Here is an 18,270-nt window from a genome sequence, read left to right as displayed (position 1 = left end):
ATACCATTACTTTTTCTTTACTATAACTTACGAGTTTGATCGTTACTCGAGATACTTAGCCTAGGGCCAGTTAAGAGAGGTAAAACATGTCAGTGATAGATTTTAGGAGTGATACCGTTACAACACCCACAACAAAAATGCGCTCAGCCATGGCTGAAGCTATTGTGGGTGATGATGTTTATGGTGATGATCCAACAGTCAACCAATTACAAAAGCTTGCAGCCGATCTATTAGGCTTCGAAGCAGCACTCTTCGTCCCCTCAGGCACCCAGGGTAATCTCATCGCTATAATGGCTCACTGTCAACGCGGTGATGAATATATCGTGGGTCAAAATGCCCATACTTACAAATTTGAAGGCGGCGGCGCAGCTATTGTCGGCAGCATTCAGCCTCAACCTATAATGGAAGGTGAAAACGGTACTCTTCCCTTGGATAGCATTGAGTCTGTAATCAAGCCGATAGATCCTCACTTCGCACGAACACGCTTGCTTTGTCTTGAAAATACCCACTCGGGAAGAGTTTTACCTCAAAGCTATATCGCAGAGGCAACAGCTTTAGCCAGAAAACATGGCTTAAACTGTCACTTGGATGGAGCGCGCGTTTTTAATGCTGCAGTAAAGCAAAAGCTCAATGTAAAAGAAATTTGTCAACACTTTGACTCTATTTCCGTTTGTTTATCAAAAGGGCTGGCTGCCCCTGTAGGTTCTGTCATTGCAGGCACAGCAGATTTCATTAATACAGCTCGTCGCTGGAGAAAGGTTGTTGGTGGAGGGATGCGCCAAGCCGGCATACTTGCTGCTGCAGGCATTATCGCATTAACTGAGCAGGTTAATCGATTAACTGAGGATCATGACAATGCTAAATACCTAGCTGATGAACTTAACAAACTAGATGCTTTTTCTGTTGATATGACTAAAGTACAAACCAATATGGTTTTCGCTCACTTGCAACAGGAATCGACAACAGCGCTTGCAGCTTATTTAAAACAGCATGATATTCTTATCAGTCAATCTAACCCAATTCGTTTTGTAACACACAAAGATGTCACTACTCACTCAGTAAACACGCTAATAAAACACATTAGATCGTATTTATTGAATGCTTAAATTTAATTCATAAACATTTAAAATTAGGACAAACGACTTTCCAGCTTTTCGCGAATCAATTTAGGTGTATTATCCATTACATATAAATTGGTTCGCAAGATTTATAAATACAGTTTAATCTACTACTGAAACACAGCATACATACCCAATACGCACAAAAGACAGGAGTAATATTAAAAAGAAAAAGTCCGATAAACTACAGAAATATTTAATAGCAATCTCTACTCTTCATATTCAAGTGATGCCTTAAATACTCCAAATTCTTCAGGAATATCGACATACCATCGATCAGCATACATCTGCAAACGTAGCGTTTTAAATACATTAAAATGAATTAATTTACCTTTGCCTTTGACTTGTGCTTCAACTTTAAAAATTGCATAAGCCAAGTCTGGCTGCGGAAATAGTATCCCCTCCAGTTTAGGGGTTATTGATTGTGTAGGAAAGTTATCAATAACATTTCCTCCCAACACTAGCGCTGAAAGTTTAGCAAAAAACTTCTTACTATCCATCGCTCTTAAGGCACTTTCATTACCAAACTCTTGCCCAAAAAGCTGTTTTGCCAAATAAGCATCATGCGCAAGCAACTCGGTTAAAAAGTAATTACGCTGTTGTTCAAGTGCTTGCGGCTGATGATAACTGGCAGCCTGTAAATAATCCTTATGAATGTACGCATCCATATAAGCATTAATAACCTGCTCAGCATCTGTTGTTAATACAGCTTCTTTTTCACCAGCCCAAACGGCTGATAAATTCAGCAGTAGAACAGCCCCAAAAAACCATGAAACATATTTTATAATTGGCATACTTGCAAAATAATCCCTACAAATGATGTTCATTTTTAATGTCATACTATCATAAAAAAATCATCCAATTTGGAACTATATCTGCAAGTTGATGTGACAAAAATCGCACATAATTTGCCTGCCTATAGTATTAAACGTATGTGTGAACAATCACAACTAAATACGCTACTTATTCCACTCTATTTGAAGAGATGCTTTTCAGCCAGGGTATGCATGATAATGCTATACACAGTGATACAAGCCACCTTATAGATCAAGATCACTGAATTATAGACGCTCAGTTAAAAAAGTAGTGTGCGTAAATATACCCACAGTGACGGTATTTTAGGGTAATAGTATTGACCAGAAAACGTTACCATGTCTTCTAATTTTGTGGTGTTTTATGGAAATGCACTAAGAAAACTGCTCCCCCCAACGTGGAAGCAATTGCTGCTCGATTCCTAACTGATTAAGTATTCTTGCAACAATAAAATCAACCAAATCACTGACATGCTCTGGCTGATGATAAAAGCCCGGAGAAGCAGGTAAAATCACCCCCCCCATGTTGGTTATTTTCAGCATATTTTCTAAATGTATTGCAGAGTAAGGTGACTCTCTTGGCACTACAATTAACTTTCGACGTTCTTTAAGTGCAACATCCGCAGCTCGCTCAATAAGGTTATTACATGCTCCCGTTGCAATCGCTGATAATGTACCCGTGCTGCAAGGACAAATAACCATCGCACTGGGCGCACCAGAACCAGATGCCACAGGCGCCATCCACTGTTCACGCCCAAATACATGGAGTAATGAAGGATCGATAGCAAAGCGTTTAACCAGCTCAGCTTCAAGCTCTGCAGGTCGAGCAGGTAACTGCCATGTTGTTTCTGTAGCAATAACGACATGTGCAGCTTTTGACACCATGAGATACACTTGATGCCCATTGCTTAAAAGTACTTCAAGAAGCCTTAAACCATATTGAGCTCCAGATGCACCTGTTATCGCTAATGTCACCCGCATGAACTATTACCTTTAAATAAAACGACATCATATACTTTTTATGAGTATAACTATAACAAGTTGCGTATTTAAACCTGGCAGGCAGCTTCTCTCTTATGATGCACTGTTTTGCGATAACGCTTTTGTCAGCTGTTGATAAATTCCACCGAAACCGCCGTTACTCATAAGCAGTACATGTGTCTTAGTTGAAGCACGCTCAAGTTCAAGCAAACGGTGTAAAACATACTCCACAATTGCCGTTACATCATCAAACTTTGAAGACATAACCTCACTTTTCTGCATGACATCGTCCAGTGACCATTTCAAGCCTTCAGGCTCAAACCAAACAACCTCATCTGCAGCCTTCACACAAGCCGCTAATTGCTCTGTATGAATGCCCATTTTCATGGTGTTAGAACGTGGCTCAAGAATAGCAATAATATGGTCATCATTTACCGCTTTACGTAATCCCTCTAAGGTTGTCGTAATAGCCGTCGGGTGATGGGCAAAATCATCATAAACTGTCACGCGCTCATCTTCATAGATACACTCCATCCGCCGTTTTACATTGACAAACTTCGCCAGTGCTTCACAAGCCAGGGCAGGAACCACGCCGACATGTCGTGCGGCGGCAATTGCGGCAAGCGCATTTTCAACATTGTGCTGCCCTGTTAGTGCCCAGCTGACTTCACCAACAGGTGCTCCTTGATGGATTACGCTAAAACAACGCCCTGCTGCATCCTGTAATTGCGCTTGCCACTCTCTACCGATGGTTTGTGTCTCACTCCAACAACCCTGTGTCATTACTTGTTCCAATGCAGGACAGCTTGCAGGGTAAATAATAAGCCCATCACCAGGCACAGTTCTCACTAAATGGTGAAACTGTCGTTGGATATCTTCTAGTGAAGAAAAAATATCTGCATGGTCAAATTCTAAATTATTTAAGATCAATGTCCGCGGATGATAATGAACAAATTTTGACCGCTTATCAAAGAAAGCCGAGTCGTATTCATCTGCTTCAACCACAAAGAAAGGTGTCTCGCCTAAACGCGCAGAAACGCCAAAATTTTCTGGCACCCCCCCAATCAAAAAGCCAGGAGACATTCCTGCATACTCCAAAATCCACGCTAACATACTGCTCGTGCTAGTTTTCCCATGAGTACCAGCAACACCCAATACCCACTTATCTTGAAGTACATAATCTGCTAACCATTGAGGGCCTGAGGTGTAGGGAATTTGCTCATTTAAAACATACTCCACTGCCGCATTCCCACGAGAGATTGCATTGCCAATAACAACGAGATCTGGCCTTGGCTCTAAGTGAGCTGATTCAAAACCTGACTGAATTGTTATTCCTGACTGCTCAAGCTGGGTACTCATTGGTGGATAGACATTAGCATCAGAGCCAGTCACTTTATGGCCCATTGCTTTCGCCAAAAGCGCCAAACTCCCCATAAATGTTCCACAAATGCCTAATATATGTATATGCATTTCACTCTCAACTTAATACTCAGGAAACAACTCATCACCACTCAACATGGTTATCCTACCCTTATTAGCAGATGACGAGTAGTTTTCACTTCTGAAATAAACACATGAAGAGAAGGGGTGTTCGACATTAGCCAACGTTTGATGAAAGAGTCAATTTTGTCGGCTTGACTCAATTTTTCCTTCGAGCGGAACACACCGCCAACAGCCCCCCTCAAAAAAGTTCTTGCTGGCCTTTACGGCCTGTTATACAACATTGTGCCCAACAATAAACTAAACAGGTTTAGCAAACTATAAAACCTTTAGCAAAAGGAACATTTATCTAAGCTAATGACACTCCAGCAGCAAAAATATCAGTAACCTGACAGAAAAGCTTAAGCGTTAAGCAAAATAAACATAACTCTCTTTAAATGGTCATCTCAGTGCCAAAGAATGACTTAAATTAAAAAATAAATTACCTTTATTCACTAACTCATTTATATGAAAAATAGACATTCAACAAACCAATTTACATGAACATTAACGATTATTTTATTTTTGAATACAGCCTCATAATTAAAAAGCGAAATAGATTCACAAAGGGTAAATGCTTCCAATTTATCAATAAAACCTTATAGTCAGCATCCAGTTTTTATTAATTGTCTACAAACAAGGTAAACCGCCATCACTTTATCGACAATAATTAATGCACTAGGTTTCTTAACCAAAATTTTATTTTGCATAATATTGCACCATGCAAAACATTTCGTTTTCATTTATTATTCGCCGCACAACAATATAAACCCTTACTCTTAACTAAGCGACTTATGCTAATTTTGAGTTACACAGACAAAATTATATTTATGCTACTGTCAGGTGTACTGTCTAACAATTATGTATATCTGTTTACAGCAAGGTATCGAGAAATAGAGCATTGTAGTAAACACTATGGCAAAAGCGATAATCGTATGTCTGTAGAAAGGGTAACAAACACTGTCAATTACCAAAAAGTTACAAGGAGAAGGAACGCCCTCAGTTTTCCTTTCCCCTTCATTACTGTTTGTTATGAGCAGTGAAGAACATCCACAAAGACTGAACCAACACTTCTGGAGTAACCTTGCATGGCAAAGAGAAATGCCTTTTATGCCCAGTCGGGCGGAGTTACAGCAGTCATCAATGCTACTGCATGCGCTGTAATTCAAACTGCTCGTCAGTATCCTGATTTATTTGACAAGGTTTACGCTGGCCATAACGGAATTTTAGGTGCTCTCAAAGAGGAACTCATCGATACGACCTTAGAAACAGATCGAACAATTGCGGCATTAAAACATACGCCAGGAGGCGCATTTGGGTCATGCCGTTATAAACTTAGAGATCTTGAGACAAGTAAGGCTGAGTATGAGCGTTTAATTGAAATTTTCTATGCACACAATATTGGTTACTTTTTTTACAATGGTGGTGGTGATTCTCAAGATACCGCTTATAAAATATCTCAAATGAGTGAGAAGATGGGTTACCCCATTACATGTATTGGGATTCCCAAAACCATTGATAATGACTTACCACTCACTGACAACTGTCCTGGCTTTGGCTCAGTAGCAAAGTATGTAGCCATTTCTACTCAAGAAGCGGCGTTAGACATTATCTCGATGTGTGAAACATCTACTAAAGTCTTTATTTTGGAAGTGATGGGACGCCATGCTGGTTGGATTGCTGCTGCTGCAGGACTTGCTAGCTACCAAGATGGTGATCCACCCCACATTATCTTGTTTCCTGAAATAGCTTTCAATAAAGAACGCTTTTTGACGCGTGTTAAAGAAGTTGTTCAAAAGCAAGGGTATTGCGTTATTGTTGCATCAGAAGGTACCTGCTACGAGGGTGGACGGATGCTTCATGCCACAACAGAGCAAGACGCATTCGGCCATTTACAGCTAGGAGGTGTAGCACCAATCCTTGCCAAAATGATTAAACATGAGCTGGGTTATAAGTATCACTATGCAGTAGCAGACTACTTACAACGGTCAGCACGTCATATCGCATCTAAAACTGACGTTGAACAAGCTTATGCCGTGGGTAAAGCTGCTGTTGAGTTTGCTGTAGCAGGTAAGAATGCAGTTATGCCAACCATCGTAAGACAACCTGGAACACCTTACCAGTGGACTATTGGCGAAGCGCCACTGGCAGAGGTAGCCAACCAGGAAAAACTAATGCCAAGAAGTTTTATCACAGATGATGGCTACCATATTACTCAAGAAGCCAAAACATACCTTGAACCACTCATTCAAGGTGAAGACTACCCTCCCTACTACAATGGTATGCCTGTCTACACCGACCTGAAACACACCTTTGTACCGAAAAAATTGTCTCGCTTATTCAAAGTCTAGGGTTCATTGCCTAACCTTGTTGCTTAATAAAAAACCCCTTAATAGGGGTTTTTATTCACTCTATGCTATAAAATTCGGTTAAACCAACAAAAATCATCCTTAAGGACGTGCAGCAATATGGTTGGAAAACTGGTAAGTAATCGTTTTTCCACCTAACCGATAGTATTGAAAAGGTGGCCAAATATTTAACTTTTCCTGACTTTTTAAAGTAAATGAAAGGTCACTGTTGACTTTAATTTGATAAGACAGTTTTTGTTTACTTTCTTTTTCTTGAGAGATTTGTTGCTCAGGCTCAGATACTTTATTATGAATCAATACAGGAAGTTGTAATGATAAAATTTGTGTGTATTTGATTATTTCTGGCTGATAAGCACAATAGCGCCGGATTTTATCCGCAACTAATGAACTTAAAGGAATAGTAAGTAATTTATTATCCTCTACGTTTATTGATTGTTGTTGAGCAAGGTACGAATAGTGATTTAATAACAATTGCTCACTGATATGGCATAAATAACGCTGCGAGTTCATGGTCTGTCCCGCTGAAAAAAGGCAAAATTTACGTTGCTCCTCCATATCTTCCAACAATGCATAATGCTTGACAGGGGCTGCCTTTACAATGTGAGCGGCCTCACTAAAAAAAAGTCCTAGTCCTCTATATACATTTTCAGTATAGAAATTACACAATTGGATATTAGTATCACTATACGCCTGTACTGAAATGATCAGGCTACAAAACAACCAAATCAATTTATGTTTAAATTGAAACTGTTTACGCAGGAATGGGCAAAGCTGCATAGCCATAACAAGTTCATCATTATTATGCTTATTGAGTCCTATGCAACCCTACCACAGCTCGAGCATCTCACATACTAGTGATGTAAGCTGCTACCGCCTTAATCTCTTGATCTGTTAACTGGGTTACAATTCCTGGCATAGGAGAATCCACATTACGTTTCTGGCCACTTTTGAAGTAATGCAGCGTTTTCACAATATACTCCTCTGGTTGACCCGCGAGTCGAGGAAGATTCTCTTTACCCAAACCATCCTTGCCATGACAAGTATAGCATATGCGAGAAAACACCGTTTTTCCTTCAGCTACAAGTTCTGGGTGTTCAGTAGTCCGAGGGGTTACCGTTAAACTAGCAAAATACAAGGCAAGATTAACCTTTTCACTATCTGACAAACTTGCAGCCAACCGTTCCATGACATAATTTTTACGTTGCTTTTTCGCAAATTGCTCAAACTGATTAACCAAATACTCTGGATTTTGTGCTGCCAAATTTGGAATATAATTTTTTACACTATTACCATCTTTACCATGACAATAGCCACACAAAATAGCGCGTTCTTGACCACTTTTAACCGTTTGAGCGTGATGCGGCTTATCATCAATTCGTTCTTTTAATAACTCAAGCACACCCTTCTCTATCGCTGCAGCACTCCCGGATGACATCCACAGCATACTCCAAATAACGACGATAAAACGCATATTTATTCCCCTGCTACATGCTACTTATACTTCTAAAAATTCAAACAGCAGCTCTACTACAACTATTTCCACATTAAGCAATGAAATAGATTGTTTTTGGCGATAATTTGTAAAGAAGAACATTCATACATTATGTCAGTCAATTTATAACCAACTTTATAAACTAAAATATCACGCCTTATGTATATAAAATTCAGCTGTAACAAATCGAGCTACTTAACTTTTGCATACCCGCAAAAGCGCTATACAACATTTTTATTTCTTAAGAACGTTATTATAAATATAATTATACAGCTTTAAAGACATATTTAATAATTATAAGCAAAGTTCAGCTTAATGAGATCAAGCCTATTTTATGGTCGCACTTCCTTTCAAAACAAACCTCTTAAATATCAGCATCTGAATTTCCATTAATAAAAGCCAATCAATTAAAAAGAGATTTAAAAATTAGGAATACGCCTTTTAAAGCAAAACCAAATCAACTATCACTGTTATTTAATCTAAACAAGATATAGTTAAAGACATGTCTAAAGTTTCATAACTCACAGTGTGGATTAATTTATAGCAAAAGGAACTTTTAAAATGCAACCCAACCTGACCCATATAGCGCTTCATGTTGCAGACCTTCAAGCATGCATAAGGTTTTACCAAACGTATTGTCAACTCAACATTATTCACGAACGACATGCATCGAAGGATATCGTATGGATGGCAGAGAAAGGTCGAGAGCAAGAACTTATATTAGTCATAATGTCTGATGGCCCCAAACGCAACGCAACTGATCAAGGTTATGGTCACTTGGGCTTTGCTGTCGAAAGTAAGGCTAAGGTAGACCAACTAGCTAAACAAGCAGAAGAGGATGGTATCTTAATTTGGTCTCCACGAGAAGAACCTTACCCTGTTGGGTACTATTGTGGAATTATTGATCCCAACGGTAACTTTATTGAGTTCAGCTATGGACAGCCACTAGGCCCAGGAGCAAAGTCAGCTGATGAAGAAAGGAGCTATAATACCTTCAACCCATCAAGTTAAATGAGCTAAAGGTATAAAGGTGAGCAATAGAGTCGTAAGAGTTGATTGGCGTTACAAGCCTTTAATGAGCAACTGTTTGACTTAACTCTCGCATACTCTCAGTATCTGACAGCTCATCACACACCAGGCGAACATCAAAACTCACGGCATGCAAGTTAAGGATGAGGTCATAAATAAATAGCACCACAGAAATAAGTACACTAATAATACTGCAACCAAAAAATACAAAGATCCACGCGGTCGTTGAAATGTGGAAAAAGTGCAAAATAAACAAGCAGATAATAATCAAGCAGGCAAAAAGGGTGCTAAAAGAGAGAGCAACCATCGATGAGCGTAATAACAAGCAACGCCGATAAAGGATAGCCAACTGTTTTCTGGGGTTACAAATAGTTTCGTTACCTTGCTTGATGGCTAAGACTAATGTGCGAGTCCTATCTATCGCACGACCCAAACGATTGGTGAGGGTTAAGAGAATTAACCCTACTCCTGAAATTAATACAATAGGAGAAATAATTGCACTTAATAATGATGAGATTTCAGTAAGTTCACTCATTGCTGACTACAAATCTATTTAGACGTTAAAACCTGGAAACTCCGTATACTGGCCATTATATGCTACTCAGCTCAGTCTATACTGACAGATATCAACCTGTTAAAGCGATAACGCAATACTACGGTAACTACCTAGTAACATTAAGTGAGTGTTTCTTACATAGAGTGCAGCAATGAAAACTGCGCATAACAAAGTTTATGACAAACTAGGCAGCCAATACCTAAGAGGTTGTATTCAGTTACACTTTGACACAGATATTGAAAGCTTATTTCGACATCACTACGATGCAACAAACCGTTTTGTAAAACTCTTCACCACCCACATTGTTTTATTAGTAGCTATTTATTACATCACGCAATTCATTACTTTCCCTGGTAGCCGACTGGCAGTCATACTATTAAGTGCATTACTCGTTTTGAGTGTTATTTTAGCCTCTGCAGGAATACTCGTTCAGCGACTTCACATCCTTTCTCGTGTGTCACTTTTTATTTTCAATTTACTATTTTTATTGACTATTCCATTACTTTCTAAAATGACTACATCTTCGAGTATTAGCCAACACTTTATTTTCTTTTTTATTTTGCTTTATACCTATATATTCTCAGGCCTAATTTGGCGAGACTGCATTGCCATTTCACTGATTGTCTTAGCATGCGTATTATCGTTTAATCCTGAAAGAACCATCATTTTTATACAGTCTGATTATTTTATTTTCTTTTTATTCTCAATCGTATTCTGTGTTGGAGCTGGTTATTATAAAGAGTTTCAAAACAGACAATTCTTTTTAATTGAAGAGTTGCTAAGTCAACAAGCAGAGACTGACCCTCTAACAGGCATCCCCAATCGCCGAACGCTTAACCACCACCTTGTAAAACTCTGGAAACAAGCTTGCCGAGAAAAGAAAAACCTAGCGCTGATTTTAGTTGATATTGACTACTTTAAGCTTTTTAACGATTACTATGGGCATATCGCAGGAGATCATGCCTTAAAACGAATTGCCATCGAATTAACCCACCACGCCCGAAGACCTTTGGACCTTGTCGCACGTTATGGTGGGGAAGAGTTCGCACTCCTGCTTTATGATATTGATGCGAATGCATTATCAGAACATAGTAACAAAATTGTAACTAGCATTGCTGCTTTGGAAATACCTCATGAAGCCTCAAAAATTACTAAAAAACTTACCATTAGTTGCGGCTCCAGACTACTCTACGCAAGACCCAATCTTAGCGTAAGAAAGCTACTTGCTGACGCAGATCAAGCGCTTTATTCGGCCAAAGCCCATGGTCGGAATCAGGCCGTCATCTTTGGCCTTAGCTACAAAGAAAACCTGTAATAGACAGTTTTTCGCTGATTATCAACTACCCAACATTAATCTGATCGCTCAATCAAATCACAGAGTAAGTCAATCTGCATCTCATTAAATACAGGTATACCCGCTTTTTTTAACACAGTTACAGTTATACCCAAGCCATCAATCAGTCGACCAGAAAAGCTACCGTCATAAATCTGTAAATTACCACAAGATGGGCTATTACTTTTCAACAATGCAGCCATCACATTGTTTTGCAAGGCTATTTCCAGGGCTCTGTTTGCTCCACGCTGAAAAGCATCAGTAACATCACTACCTCCTTTAGTGATTACCTTTTGATCAAAAAAGCCACCAACACTTTTGATAATCTCAGCGGGTTCCCTCGGTATAGGTAACCCGCCAATAACTTCTGGACAAACAGGTACAAGGTAGCCTTGTTGCTGAAAATAGCGAATCTTCCTGTCCTTAAACGAAATACTTTTCCCATCATATCTGACCGGCTCACCTAACAAACAAGCACTTATTAAGATTTTTTTAGATGATGACTTCATTACTTCTCATAAAAAACGAGTTTGCCCTAAGCCTTTATACATTTTTTTCGCTACAACATCGAGACTTTACCTTACCATGATAATCGCTTAGTGCTTTCTAATTTCATCACATGACTTGCGAATATTTCCAATATGCCGGAGGCAAAGTCCATATTTTACAGCTAGCTCTCGACGTGATGCCCCTTTTTCAGTATCAGATACAATCGCTTGATTTCGTAACTGGCGAAAAAAATGGTCTTTTTTTGGAATTTCTAAGGTTGTTCCTGAAAATCGCTCGGATAATGCATTTACAGCATACTCATCTAAAAAAGACTGTAGAACTGAGCGATCAGGATTTTTTGCAATATATAACGGTCTTCCTCCATATTTTAATGTCAGAATGAATGTTTGCTTTATTCCAATACAATCAACCAATTCCTGTAAGGTTAATGGAAGTTTATCTACCTTGATTAAACTAAAGTCAATCCCTTGCATTGTTTTCTCCTGATTGTTTTTCAGGAACTAAGCTAATGTGTTAGCTGATAATCAGTTAATATGGAAAAAAATCCCTAGAAATGAATTTGTGTCAAGCAGAGATTATCTTCAATGTACCAGCTTCAAAGGATTGCATTTGCTATACAAGTCTCAAGTATTATAAATTTCTTTTACAGTGCGACCAGACTAGACCACGAAAACCAAGTAGTCCTTATTTTTTATAAAAACATCTACTGCTCTAGTATATGATGGCTTAAACACTAGAAATTACAGCATATGACTTCTCACTATGTAAAAGTCAATTAAGGCTAACTTTATTAGTAGGTAGTGAAACGATGTAAAACTACAACATATTTATCAGTAGTTACAATTAACGACATATACCGCACAAGACGTGTATATTTATGTTATTTTTTGTATATTTTAAGCACAATGGTGAAGCAAATATTTTGTAATTGAAATGCCAGCATAGGAAATGTTTCCAGCTTACCTTGCTTGTATTCCTGCTATACCATTTGTGTATGTTTACTGTTATTTCCTTATCAGTATGTCTTTAAATTCGTACCAAACTTTCAGGGTTATCGTACATTCTGCAAACACAGCAAACAACGAGCAGTATGAGTAAACATTAAGCATCACAAACATAAACCATAGTGCAATCATAAAAGTTTGATCTGTTGACAGATAAGCATAAAGATTAGGCTAATAATGACTAATCGTGTTCAACTTAATATATGCCAGTTGTCGTATATAATTTATCTATATAATTAGACGAATACACTCTGAATACTTTCTTTATAATTGAACGAATTTGATACTCATTGAAAATCTGGAATCACTGGACTATTACCCTGAACAAACCAAATAAGTACAACTTAGACTCCACCATAGTTTGCATGAAGGGTTAAGGTTAGTGAAGAATATTATATTAGTAGAGAAGACTGAGCAGATAATAATGAAGAAACAGGCTAGCTATGCCAGCCTATCGTAAAATGTATTTCCAAATACATGCACAATTACATCACATATGTTAAAACAATCTCCTGTGATTTAATTGTGCAATCAAACTCATTCAAACGCTGCTAGTAAGTATTTGATGCGAAAACTTAAAATGGAATATCATCATCAAAATCATCAAAATTGTCCATAGCAGGTGCAGTGTTTTGTGAAGGTTGAGCTTGATTATTGGGTGCTTGATGCCCTCCCATTGGTTGAGGTTGAGCATACTGCTGGCCCACAGGAGGCTGATTGTTAAAGTTTTGTTGTGGTTGCTGACTAGGCATATTTTGTTGTGGTGCCATATTTTGCTGCCGATTAAAGCCTTGGTTAGGTGCACCAGGGCCATCTTGTCGGCTATCTAACATTTGCATTTGGCCGCTAATATCAACAACAATTTCCGTTGTATAGCGATCACTGCCATCCTGAGCTTGCCACTTACGAGTCTGTAGCTTACCTTCCAAATAAACCTTAGAGCCTTTTCTTAAATATTGGCCTGCCACTTCAGCCAACTTACCGAACATGACAACTCTATGCCATTCAGTCCGCTCTTGAGGCTGTCCTGTTTGCTTGTCTTTCCACTGTTCACTGGTAGCAATACTTAAATTAGTAACTGCATTACCATTGGGCATATAACGTACTTCCGGATCAGCACCCAGGTTACCGATCAGGATGACTTTATTCACTCCACGCATGAGTTTCTCCTAACGATTAAGCCTTAAGTTCAAATGCTTGTAGGGCCTGCATATCCAGCCGGGTACGATCGACTTTAAGATAAGCGGATTGCTCTTCAACAATCACCACAACTTCTTGCACACCATGAATAGCAGACAGTGCTGCAGATACATCAGCTACAGATTGATCATTCACAGGCTTCAAGTTAACCATTAACGTTGTAACATAAGGTGGCGTCGTCATACTCCAACTAATGACCCACCAAATGACAGCACCTATTGCAGCCATACTAATGACACCAGTAAAGCCATAGTGCTGATAGACTAAACCACCGGCAATACCACCAAGTGCAGCACCTAAAAACTGACAAGTAGAATAGATACCTATTGCAGTACCTTTACTTCCAGCAGGTGCCAATTTACTCACCATTGAAGGCAATGATGCCTCCAACCAATTAAATGCCATGAAAAATAAGAAAATACTAAGCATTAATCCAGCAAAGTGCTCACTGCTCCATAACATGCTTACTAAGCTAACAATTAGTAAACACAAGGCGCCTAAAAATACAGGTTTTAATTTTCTTTTTTTCTCAGCCAAAATGATAAAAGGCAACATAGCAAAAAAAGAACTTAGCAACGTAATAAGATAAACCCACCAATGCTGCTCCCTCGGTAAACCTGCAAGTCGCTCTAATGCTAAAGGTAATGCGACAAATACAGCCATTAAAACAAAATGCAACACAAAGATGCCTAAATCTAATCTTAGCAAATCTGTATTAGCCAACACTTGGCGGATTTCACTTATCACAGGATAAGTATCTCGATGTTGCCTCTGTCGAACAGGTGTTGGTACTCGCCAAACGAGTATCATCGCGAGCAATGCCAGTAGGCCATTTGTGCCAAATAACCCTGTCAATCCCCACCAATGAGTGACCAGCGGACCAGCAACCATAGCGATACAAAATGACATACCGATACTCATGCCAATCATCGCCATTGCTTTTGTACGCTGCTCTTCTCTAGTGAGATCAGACACTAATGCCATAATGGCACTTGCAACTGCTCCAGCACCTTGTAATGCTCGCCCAAGGATTACCCCGTATACTGACTCAGAGCTTGCGGCCACAAGACTTCCCAGCATCAATAGTAATAACCCTATATAGATAATGGGCTTCCGTCCTACATGGTCAGATAAAAAACCAAAAGGAATTTGAAGTATTGCCTGGGTGATACCATAGGCACCCATTGCTAGTCCCAGCAACGCGGGTGTCGCTCCAATGAGCTGATCACCATAAACTGTTAAAACTGGCAAAATCATAAACAGGCCCAGCATGCGCATGGCAAAAACACCTGCTAGGGAAAAAGTGACCTTTCGCTCAGTTTTATTCATGACAGATGAACTCATCCATCCCCTCTTTAACCATACAAGAAAAACTGTATATATTAACAGGTAATCCAGTATAATCATTCATTTTGTTATACCAGTTTACTCAGCGCGCATTGTACAACTGTTCGCTGCCATAAGCATGTAACAAATGACATTGCTGGATAATTCTAGTCTGAGCAACTTAGTCATCACTTCAGCCATAAAACTGGGAATGTTTACAGTGGATAAAATTAGCGTACGCGGTGCACGGACTCATAATTTAAAAAATATCAATATTGATATCCCTCGCGACAAGCTCATCGTTATTACTGGACTATCAGGTTCAGGTAAGTCTTCTCTTGCATTTGACACTCTTTATGCAGAAGGACAGCGTCGTTACGTCGAATCTTTATCCACTTACGCCCGTCAGTTTTTATCTATGATGGAAAAGCCTGATGTTGACCATATTGAAGGGCTCTCACCTGCCATTTCTATAGAGCAAAAATCAACATCTCATAACCCTCGATCAACAGTGGGCACCATTACTGAAATATACGACTATTTACGTCTCCTCTTTGCCAGAGCGGGTACACCTCGCTGTCCCACTCATGATTTACCCTTAGAAGCGCAAACAATCAGCCAGATGGTAGACCAAGTGTTATCTCTGCCAGAAGGTACAAAATTAATGCTGCTTGCCCCTATCGTACAAAACCGTAAAGGGGAGCATTTGCATGTACTGAATGATCTAAAATCTCAAGGTTTTGTCCGTGCCAGAATTAACGGCATTGTGACTGATCTAGATGATGTGCCCAAACTTACTAAAACTAAAAAACATACCATTGAAGTGGTCGTTGACCGCTTTAAAGTCAGAGCAGATTTAAAACTTCGTCTTGCAGAATCATTTGAAACTGCAATTCAGTTAACCGAAGGAATAGCCGTCATCTGCGACATGGATGAAAAACTTGAGGATATTATTTTCTCCGCACGTTTTGCTTGCCCCCACTGTGGACATAGTATCAGCGAACTGGAACCTCGCATGTTCTCATTCAATAATCCAGCGGGTGCATGCGATACCTGCGACGGGTTAGGGGTAAAACAATATTTTGATGAAGACAGAATTATTGTCTCCCCTGACTTAACCTTAGGAGAAGGTGCCATTCGAGGATGGGATCGACGGACCGTATATTACTTTCAGTTACTCTCTTCCCTTGCAGACCACTACAAATTTGATATTGATACGCCTTTTCAAAAGCTCAGCAAAAAGCACCGCAACCTCATACTTCATGGCAGCGGTGATGAAGTCATTAAGTTCACCTATGTTAATGACCGGGGAGATAAAATTCATCGTGCTCATCGTTTTGAAGGGATTATTCCCAACATGGAGCGACGCTATCGAGACACTGACTCACAAAGCGTTCGTGATGAGCTCTCCAAGTTTCTTAGTGTTCAGCCCTGTCCAGGCTGTCATGGATCACGATTAAAACGCAACTCTCGTTATGTCTTTATTGAAGAGCATAATTTACCAGCCCTAACAGCATTACCAGTAGAACAATCTTTAAACTACTTTGAACATCTCACTATACCTGGTCAAAAAGGAGAAGTTGCAGCCAAGATTCTTAAAGAAATTCGTGAACGATTACAATTTTTAGTTAATGTTGGCCTTAACTACTTAACTCTTGATCGTAGTGCAGACTCTCTATCAGGAGGGGAAGCTCAACGTATCCGTCTTGCTAGTCAAATTGGTGCAGGCTTAGTGGGTGTAATGTACATTTTAGACGAGCCATCAATCGGTCTACATCAAAGAGATAATGAACGCCTCCTTAATACATTGATACGTCTTCGAGACTTAGGAAATACTGTTATTGTCGTTGAGCATGATGAAGATGCTATTCGTCATGCTGACTTTGTCATTGATATTGGTCCTGGCGCAGGAATTCATGGTGGTGAAATTGTTGCTCAAGGTGCTCCTAAACAAATTATACGTAATAAAAAATCCCTGACAGGCCAGTATCTTTCTGGTCAAAAGTATATTGAAATCCCAGAAGAACGCGTTTTTGCAGATTTAAATTACACAGTAAAACTTTCTGGGGCTACAGGAAATAACCTTAAAAACGTCAATCTAACTATTCCCCTTGGCCTTATGACATGCATAACAGGTGTATCAGGTTCAGGTAAATCAACGCTTATTAATAATACACTTTATCCTATTGTTGCAACCGAGCTTAATGGTGCTACTACATTAAAACCAGAACCTTATAAACGCATAACCGGCCTTAAGCATTTAGATAAATGCATCGATATAGACCAAAGCCCAATTGGTAGAACCCCACGCTCAAACCCTGCAACCTACACAGGTATCTTCACAGGTATTAGAGAGCTATTTGCAGGTACACAAGAGGCTCGATCAAGAGGTTATAAAGTTGGCCGCTTCAGTTTCAATGTCAAAGGAGGACGCTGTGAAGCCTGCCAAGGTGATGGTGTCATAAAAGTTGAAATGCATTTTTTACCTGATATTTATGTCCCTTGTGAAGTATGTAAAGGTAAACGCTATAACCGCGAGACCTTGGAGATAAAATATAAAGGTAAAAATATCCATGAAGTACTGGAAATGACTGTCGAAGAAGCGCTTGATTTTTTCAGTGCAATTCCCGCAATTAATCGCAAACTTCAAACATTAATTGATGTAGGTTTGTCTTATATTCATCTGGGACAAAATGCCACGACCTTATCTGGTGGGGAAGCCCAGCGAGTTAAACTTTCTAAAGAACTTTCTAAAAGAGATACAGGAAGAACCTTATACATTCTGGATGAGCCAACTACTGGACTGCATTTCCACGACATTAAGCACCTACTTGAAGTATTACACCGCTTGCGTGATCAAGGTAACACCATAGTTATTATTGAACATAATTTGGATGTCATAAAAACTGCAGACTGGATTATTGACCTAGGCCCAGAAGGAGGGGATGGTGGTGGAGAAATTATCGCAACGGGCACTCCTGAAGAAATAGCTAATGTTAAAAACTCTCACACTGGGCACTTTCTATCTGCACAGCTAGCAAAATAAATACTCCATTTTTTA

Annotated in this window: 15 protein-coding genes; 5 read left to right on the top strand and 10 right to left on the bottom strand. The window is 39.4% G+C overall.

Translation table 11 applies throughout. The features are described 5' to 3' along the window. The first annotated feature begins 86 nt into the window (after positions 1–86). Positions 87–1,106 (top strand): low-specificity L-threonine aldolase, encoded by a 1,020-nt coding sequence (ltaE, locus tag ACQ96U_RS15400; protein WP_431722143.1) that lies wholly within the window; start codon positions 87–89, stop codon positions 1,104–1,106. 221 nt (positions 1,107–1,327) lie between these two features. On the opposite strand, the gene ACQ96U_RS15395 is transcribed toward ltaE, so the two are convergent. From ACQ96U_RS15395 to mpl, 3 genes are all read right to left on the bottom strand, one after another. After that, positions 1,328–1,912 (bottom strand): hypothetical protein, encoded by a 585-nt coding sequence (locus ACQ96U_RS15395; RefSeq protein ID WP_431722142.1) that lies wholly within the window; start codon positions 1,910–1,912, stop codon positions 1,328–1,330. A 393-nt stretch (positions 1,913–2,305) separates the two neighbouring features. Next, positions 2,306–2,911: a flavin prenyltransferase UbiX gene (locus tag ACQ96U_RS15390; RefSeq protein ID WP_431722141.1), complete on the bottom strand. Its 606-nt coding sequence runs from the start codon at positions 2,909–2,911 to the stop codon at positions 2,306–2,308. Between the two features lie 93 nt (positions 2,912–3,004). After that, a complete protein-coding gene (gene mpl / locus ACQ96U_RS15385; RefSeq protein WP_431722140.1) occupies positions 3,005–4,381 on the bottom strand; it encodes a UDP-N-acetylmuramate:L-alanyl-gamma-D-glutamyl-meso-diaminopimelate ligase in 1,377 nt (458 codons plus the stop codon). A gap of 1,097 nt (positions 4,382–5,478) precedes the next feature. Here mpl and ACQ96U_RS15380 point away from each other — a divergent pair. After that, a complete protein-coding gene (locus ACQ96U_RS15380; protein ID WP_431722139.1) occupies positions 5,479–6,741 on the top strand; it encodes a 6-phosphofructokinase in 1,263 nt (420 codons plus the stop codon). Positions 6,742–6,840: 99 nt separating this feature from the next. On the opposite strand, the gene ACQ96U_RS15375 is transcribed toward ACQ96U_RS15380, so the two are convergent. Both ACQ96U_RS15375 and ACQ96U_RS15370 read right to left on the bottom strand, forming a co-directional pair. Continuing rightward, positions 6,841–7,542, bottom strand: a complete 702-nt coding sequence (locus tag ACQ96U_RS15375; RefSeq protein WP_431722138.1) for a hypothetical protein — start codon at positions 7,540–7,542, stop codon at positions 6,841–6,843. 61 nt (positions 7,543–7,603) lie between these two features. After that, positions 7,604–8,230, bottom strand: coding sequence for a c-type cytochrome (locus ACQ96U_RS15370; protein ID WP_431722137.1), 627 nt, complete (start codon positions 8,228–8,230; stop codon positions 7,604–7,606). Between the two features lie 582 nt (positions 8,231–8,812). On the opposite strand from ACQ96U_RS15370, the gene ACQ96U_RS15365 reads away from it, so the two are divergent. Further along, a complete protein-coding gene (locus ACQ96U_RS15365; protein WP_431722136.1) occupies positions 8,813–9,262 on the top strand; it encodes a VOC family protein in 450 nt (149 codons plus the stop codon). A 61-nt stretch (positions 9,263–9,323) separates the two neighbouring features. On the opposite strand, the gene ACQ96U_RS15360 is transcribed toward ACQ96U_RS15365, so the two are convergent. Beyond that, positions 9,324–9,815 carry a DUF2721 domain-containing protein gene (locus tag ACQ96U_RS15360; RefSeq protein WP_431722135.1) on the bottom strand — a complete coding sequence of 164 codons (492 nt, stop codon included), beginning with the start codon at positions 9,813–9,815 and terminating at the stop codon, positions 9,324–9,326. Between the two features lie 172 nt (positions 9,816–9,987). Here ACQ96U_RS15360 and ACQ96U_RS15355 point away from each other — a divergent pair, with 172 nt between their 5' ends. Continuing rightward, complete coding sequence (locus tag ACQ96U_RS15355; RefSeq protein WP_431722134.1) at positions 9,988–11,151, top strand: diguanylate cyclase; 1,164 nt, start codon at positions 9,988–9,990, stop codon at positions 11,149–11,151. A 35-nt stretch (positions 11,152–11,186) separates the two neighbouring features. Here the strand turns inward: ACQ96U_RS15355 and ACQ96U_RS15350 are convergent, their stop codons facing one another. From ACQ96U_RS15350 to ACQ96U_RS15335, 4 genes are all read right to left on the bottom strand, one after another. Then, entirely contained in the window at positions 11,187–11,678 is a 492-nt protein-coding gene (locus tag ACQ96U_RS15350; RefSeq protein WP_431722133.1) for a DUF523 domain-containing protein, read from the bottom strand. Between the two features lie 87 nt (positions 11,679–11,765). Next, positions 11,766–12,152: a Mor transcription activator family protein gene (locus ACQ96U_RS15345; protein ID WP_215820382.1), complete on the bottom strand. Its 387-nt coding sequence runs from the start codon at positions 12,150–12,152 to the stop codon at positions 11,766–11,768. A gap of 1,106 nt (positions 12,153–13,258) precedes the next feature. Further along, on the bottom strand, positions 13,259–13,843 hold the full coding sequence (ssb, locus tag ACQ96U_RS15340) for a single-stranded DNA-binding protein (protein WP_431722132.1): 585 nt from the start codon (positions 13,841–13,843) through the stop codon (positions 13,259–13,261). Positions 13,844–13,859: 16 nt separating this feature from the next. After that, on the bottom strand, positions 13,860–15,212 hold the full coding sequence (locus ACQ96U_RS15335) for an MFS transporter (RefSeq protein WP_431722131.1): 1,353 nt from the start codon (positions 15,210–15,212) through the stop codon (positions 13,860–13,862). Between the two features lie 217 nt (positions 15,213–15,429). Here ACQ96U_RS15335 and uvrA point away from each other — a divergent pair, with 217 nt between their 5' ends. Continuing rightward, positions 15,430–18,255 (top strand): excinuclease ABC subunit UvrA, encoded by a 2,826-nt coding sequence (gene uvrA, locus ACQ96U_RS15330; RefSeq protein WP_431722383.1) that lies wholly within the window; start codon positions 15,430–15,432, stop codon positions 18,253–18,255. Positions 18,256–18,270: the final 15 nt, after the last annotated feature.

This window comes from Zooshikella sp. RANM57 (genome assembly GCF_050749885.1).
GTDB lineage: Bacteria > Pseudomonadota > Gammaproteobacteria > Pseudomonadales > Zooshikellaceae > Zooshikella.
This window is presented reverse-complemented; position numbering and strand designations above follow the sequence as displayed.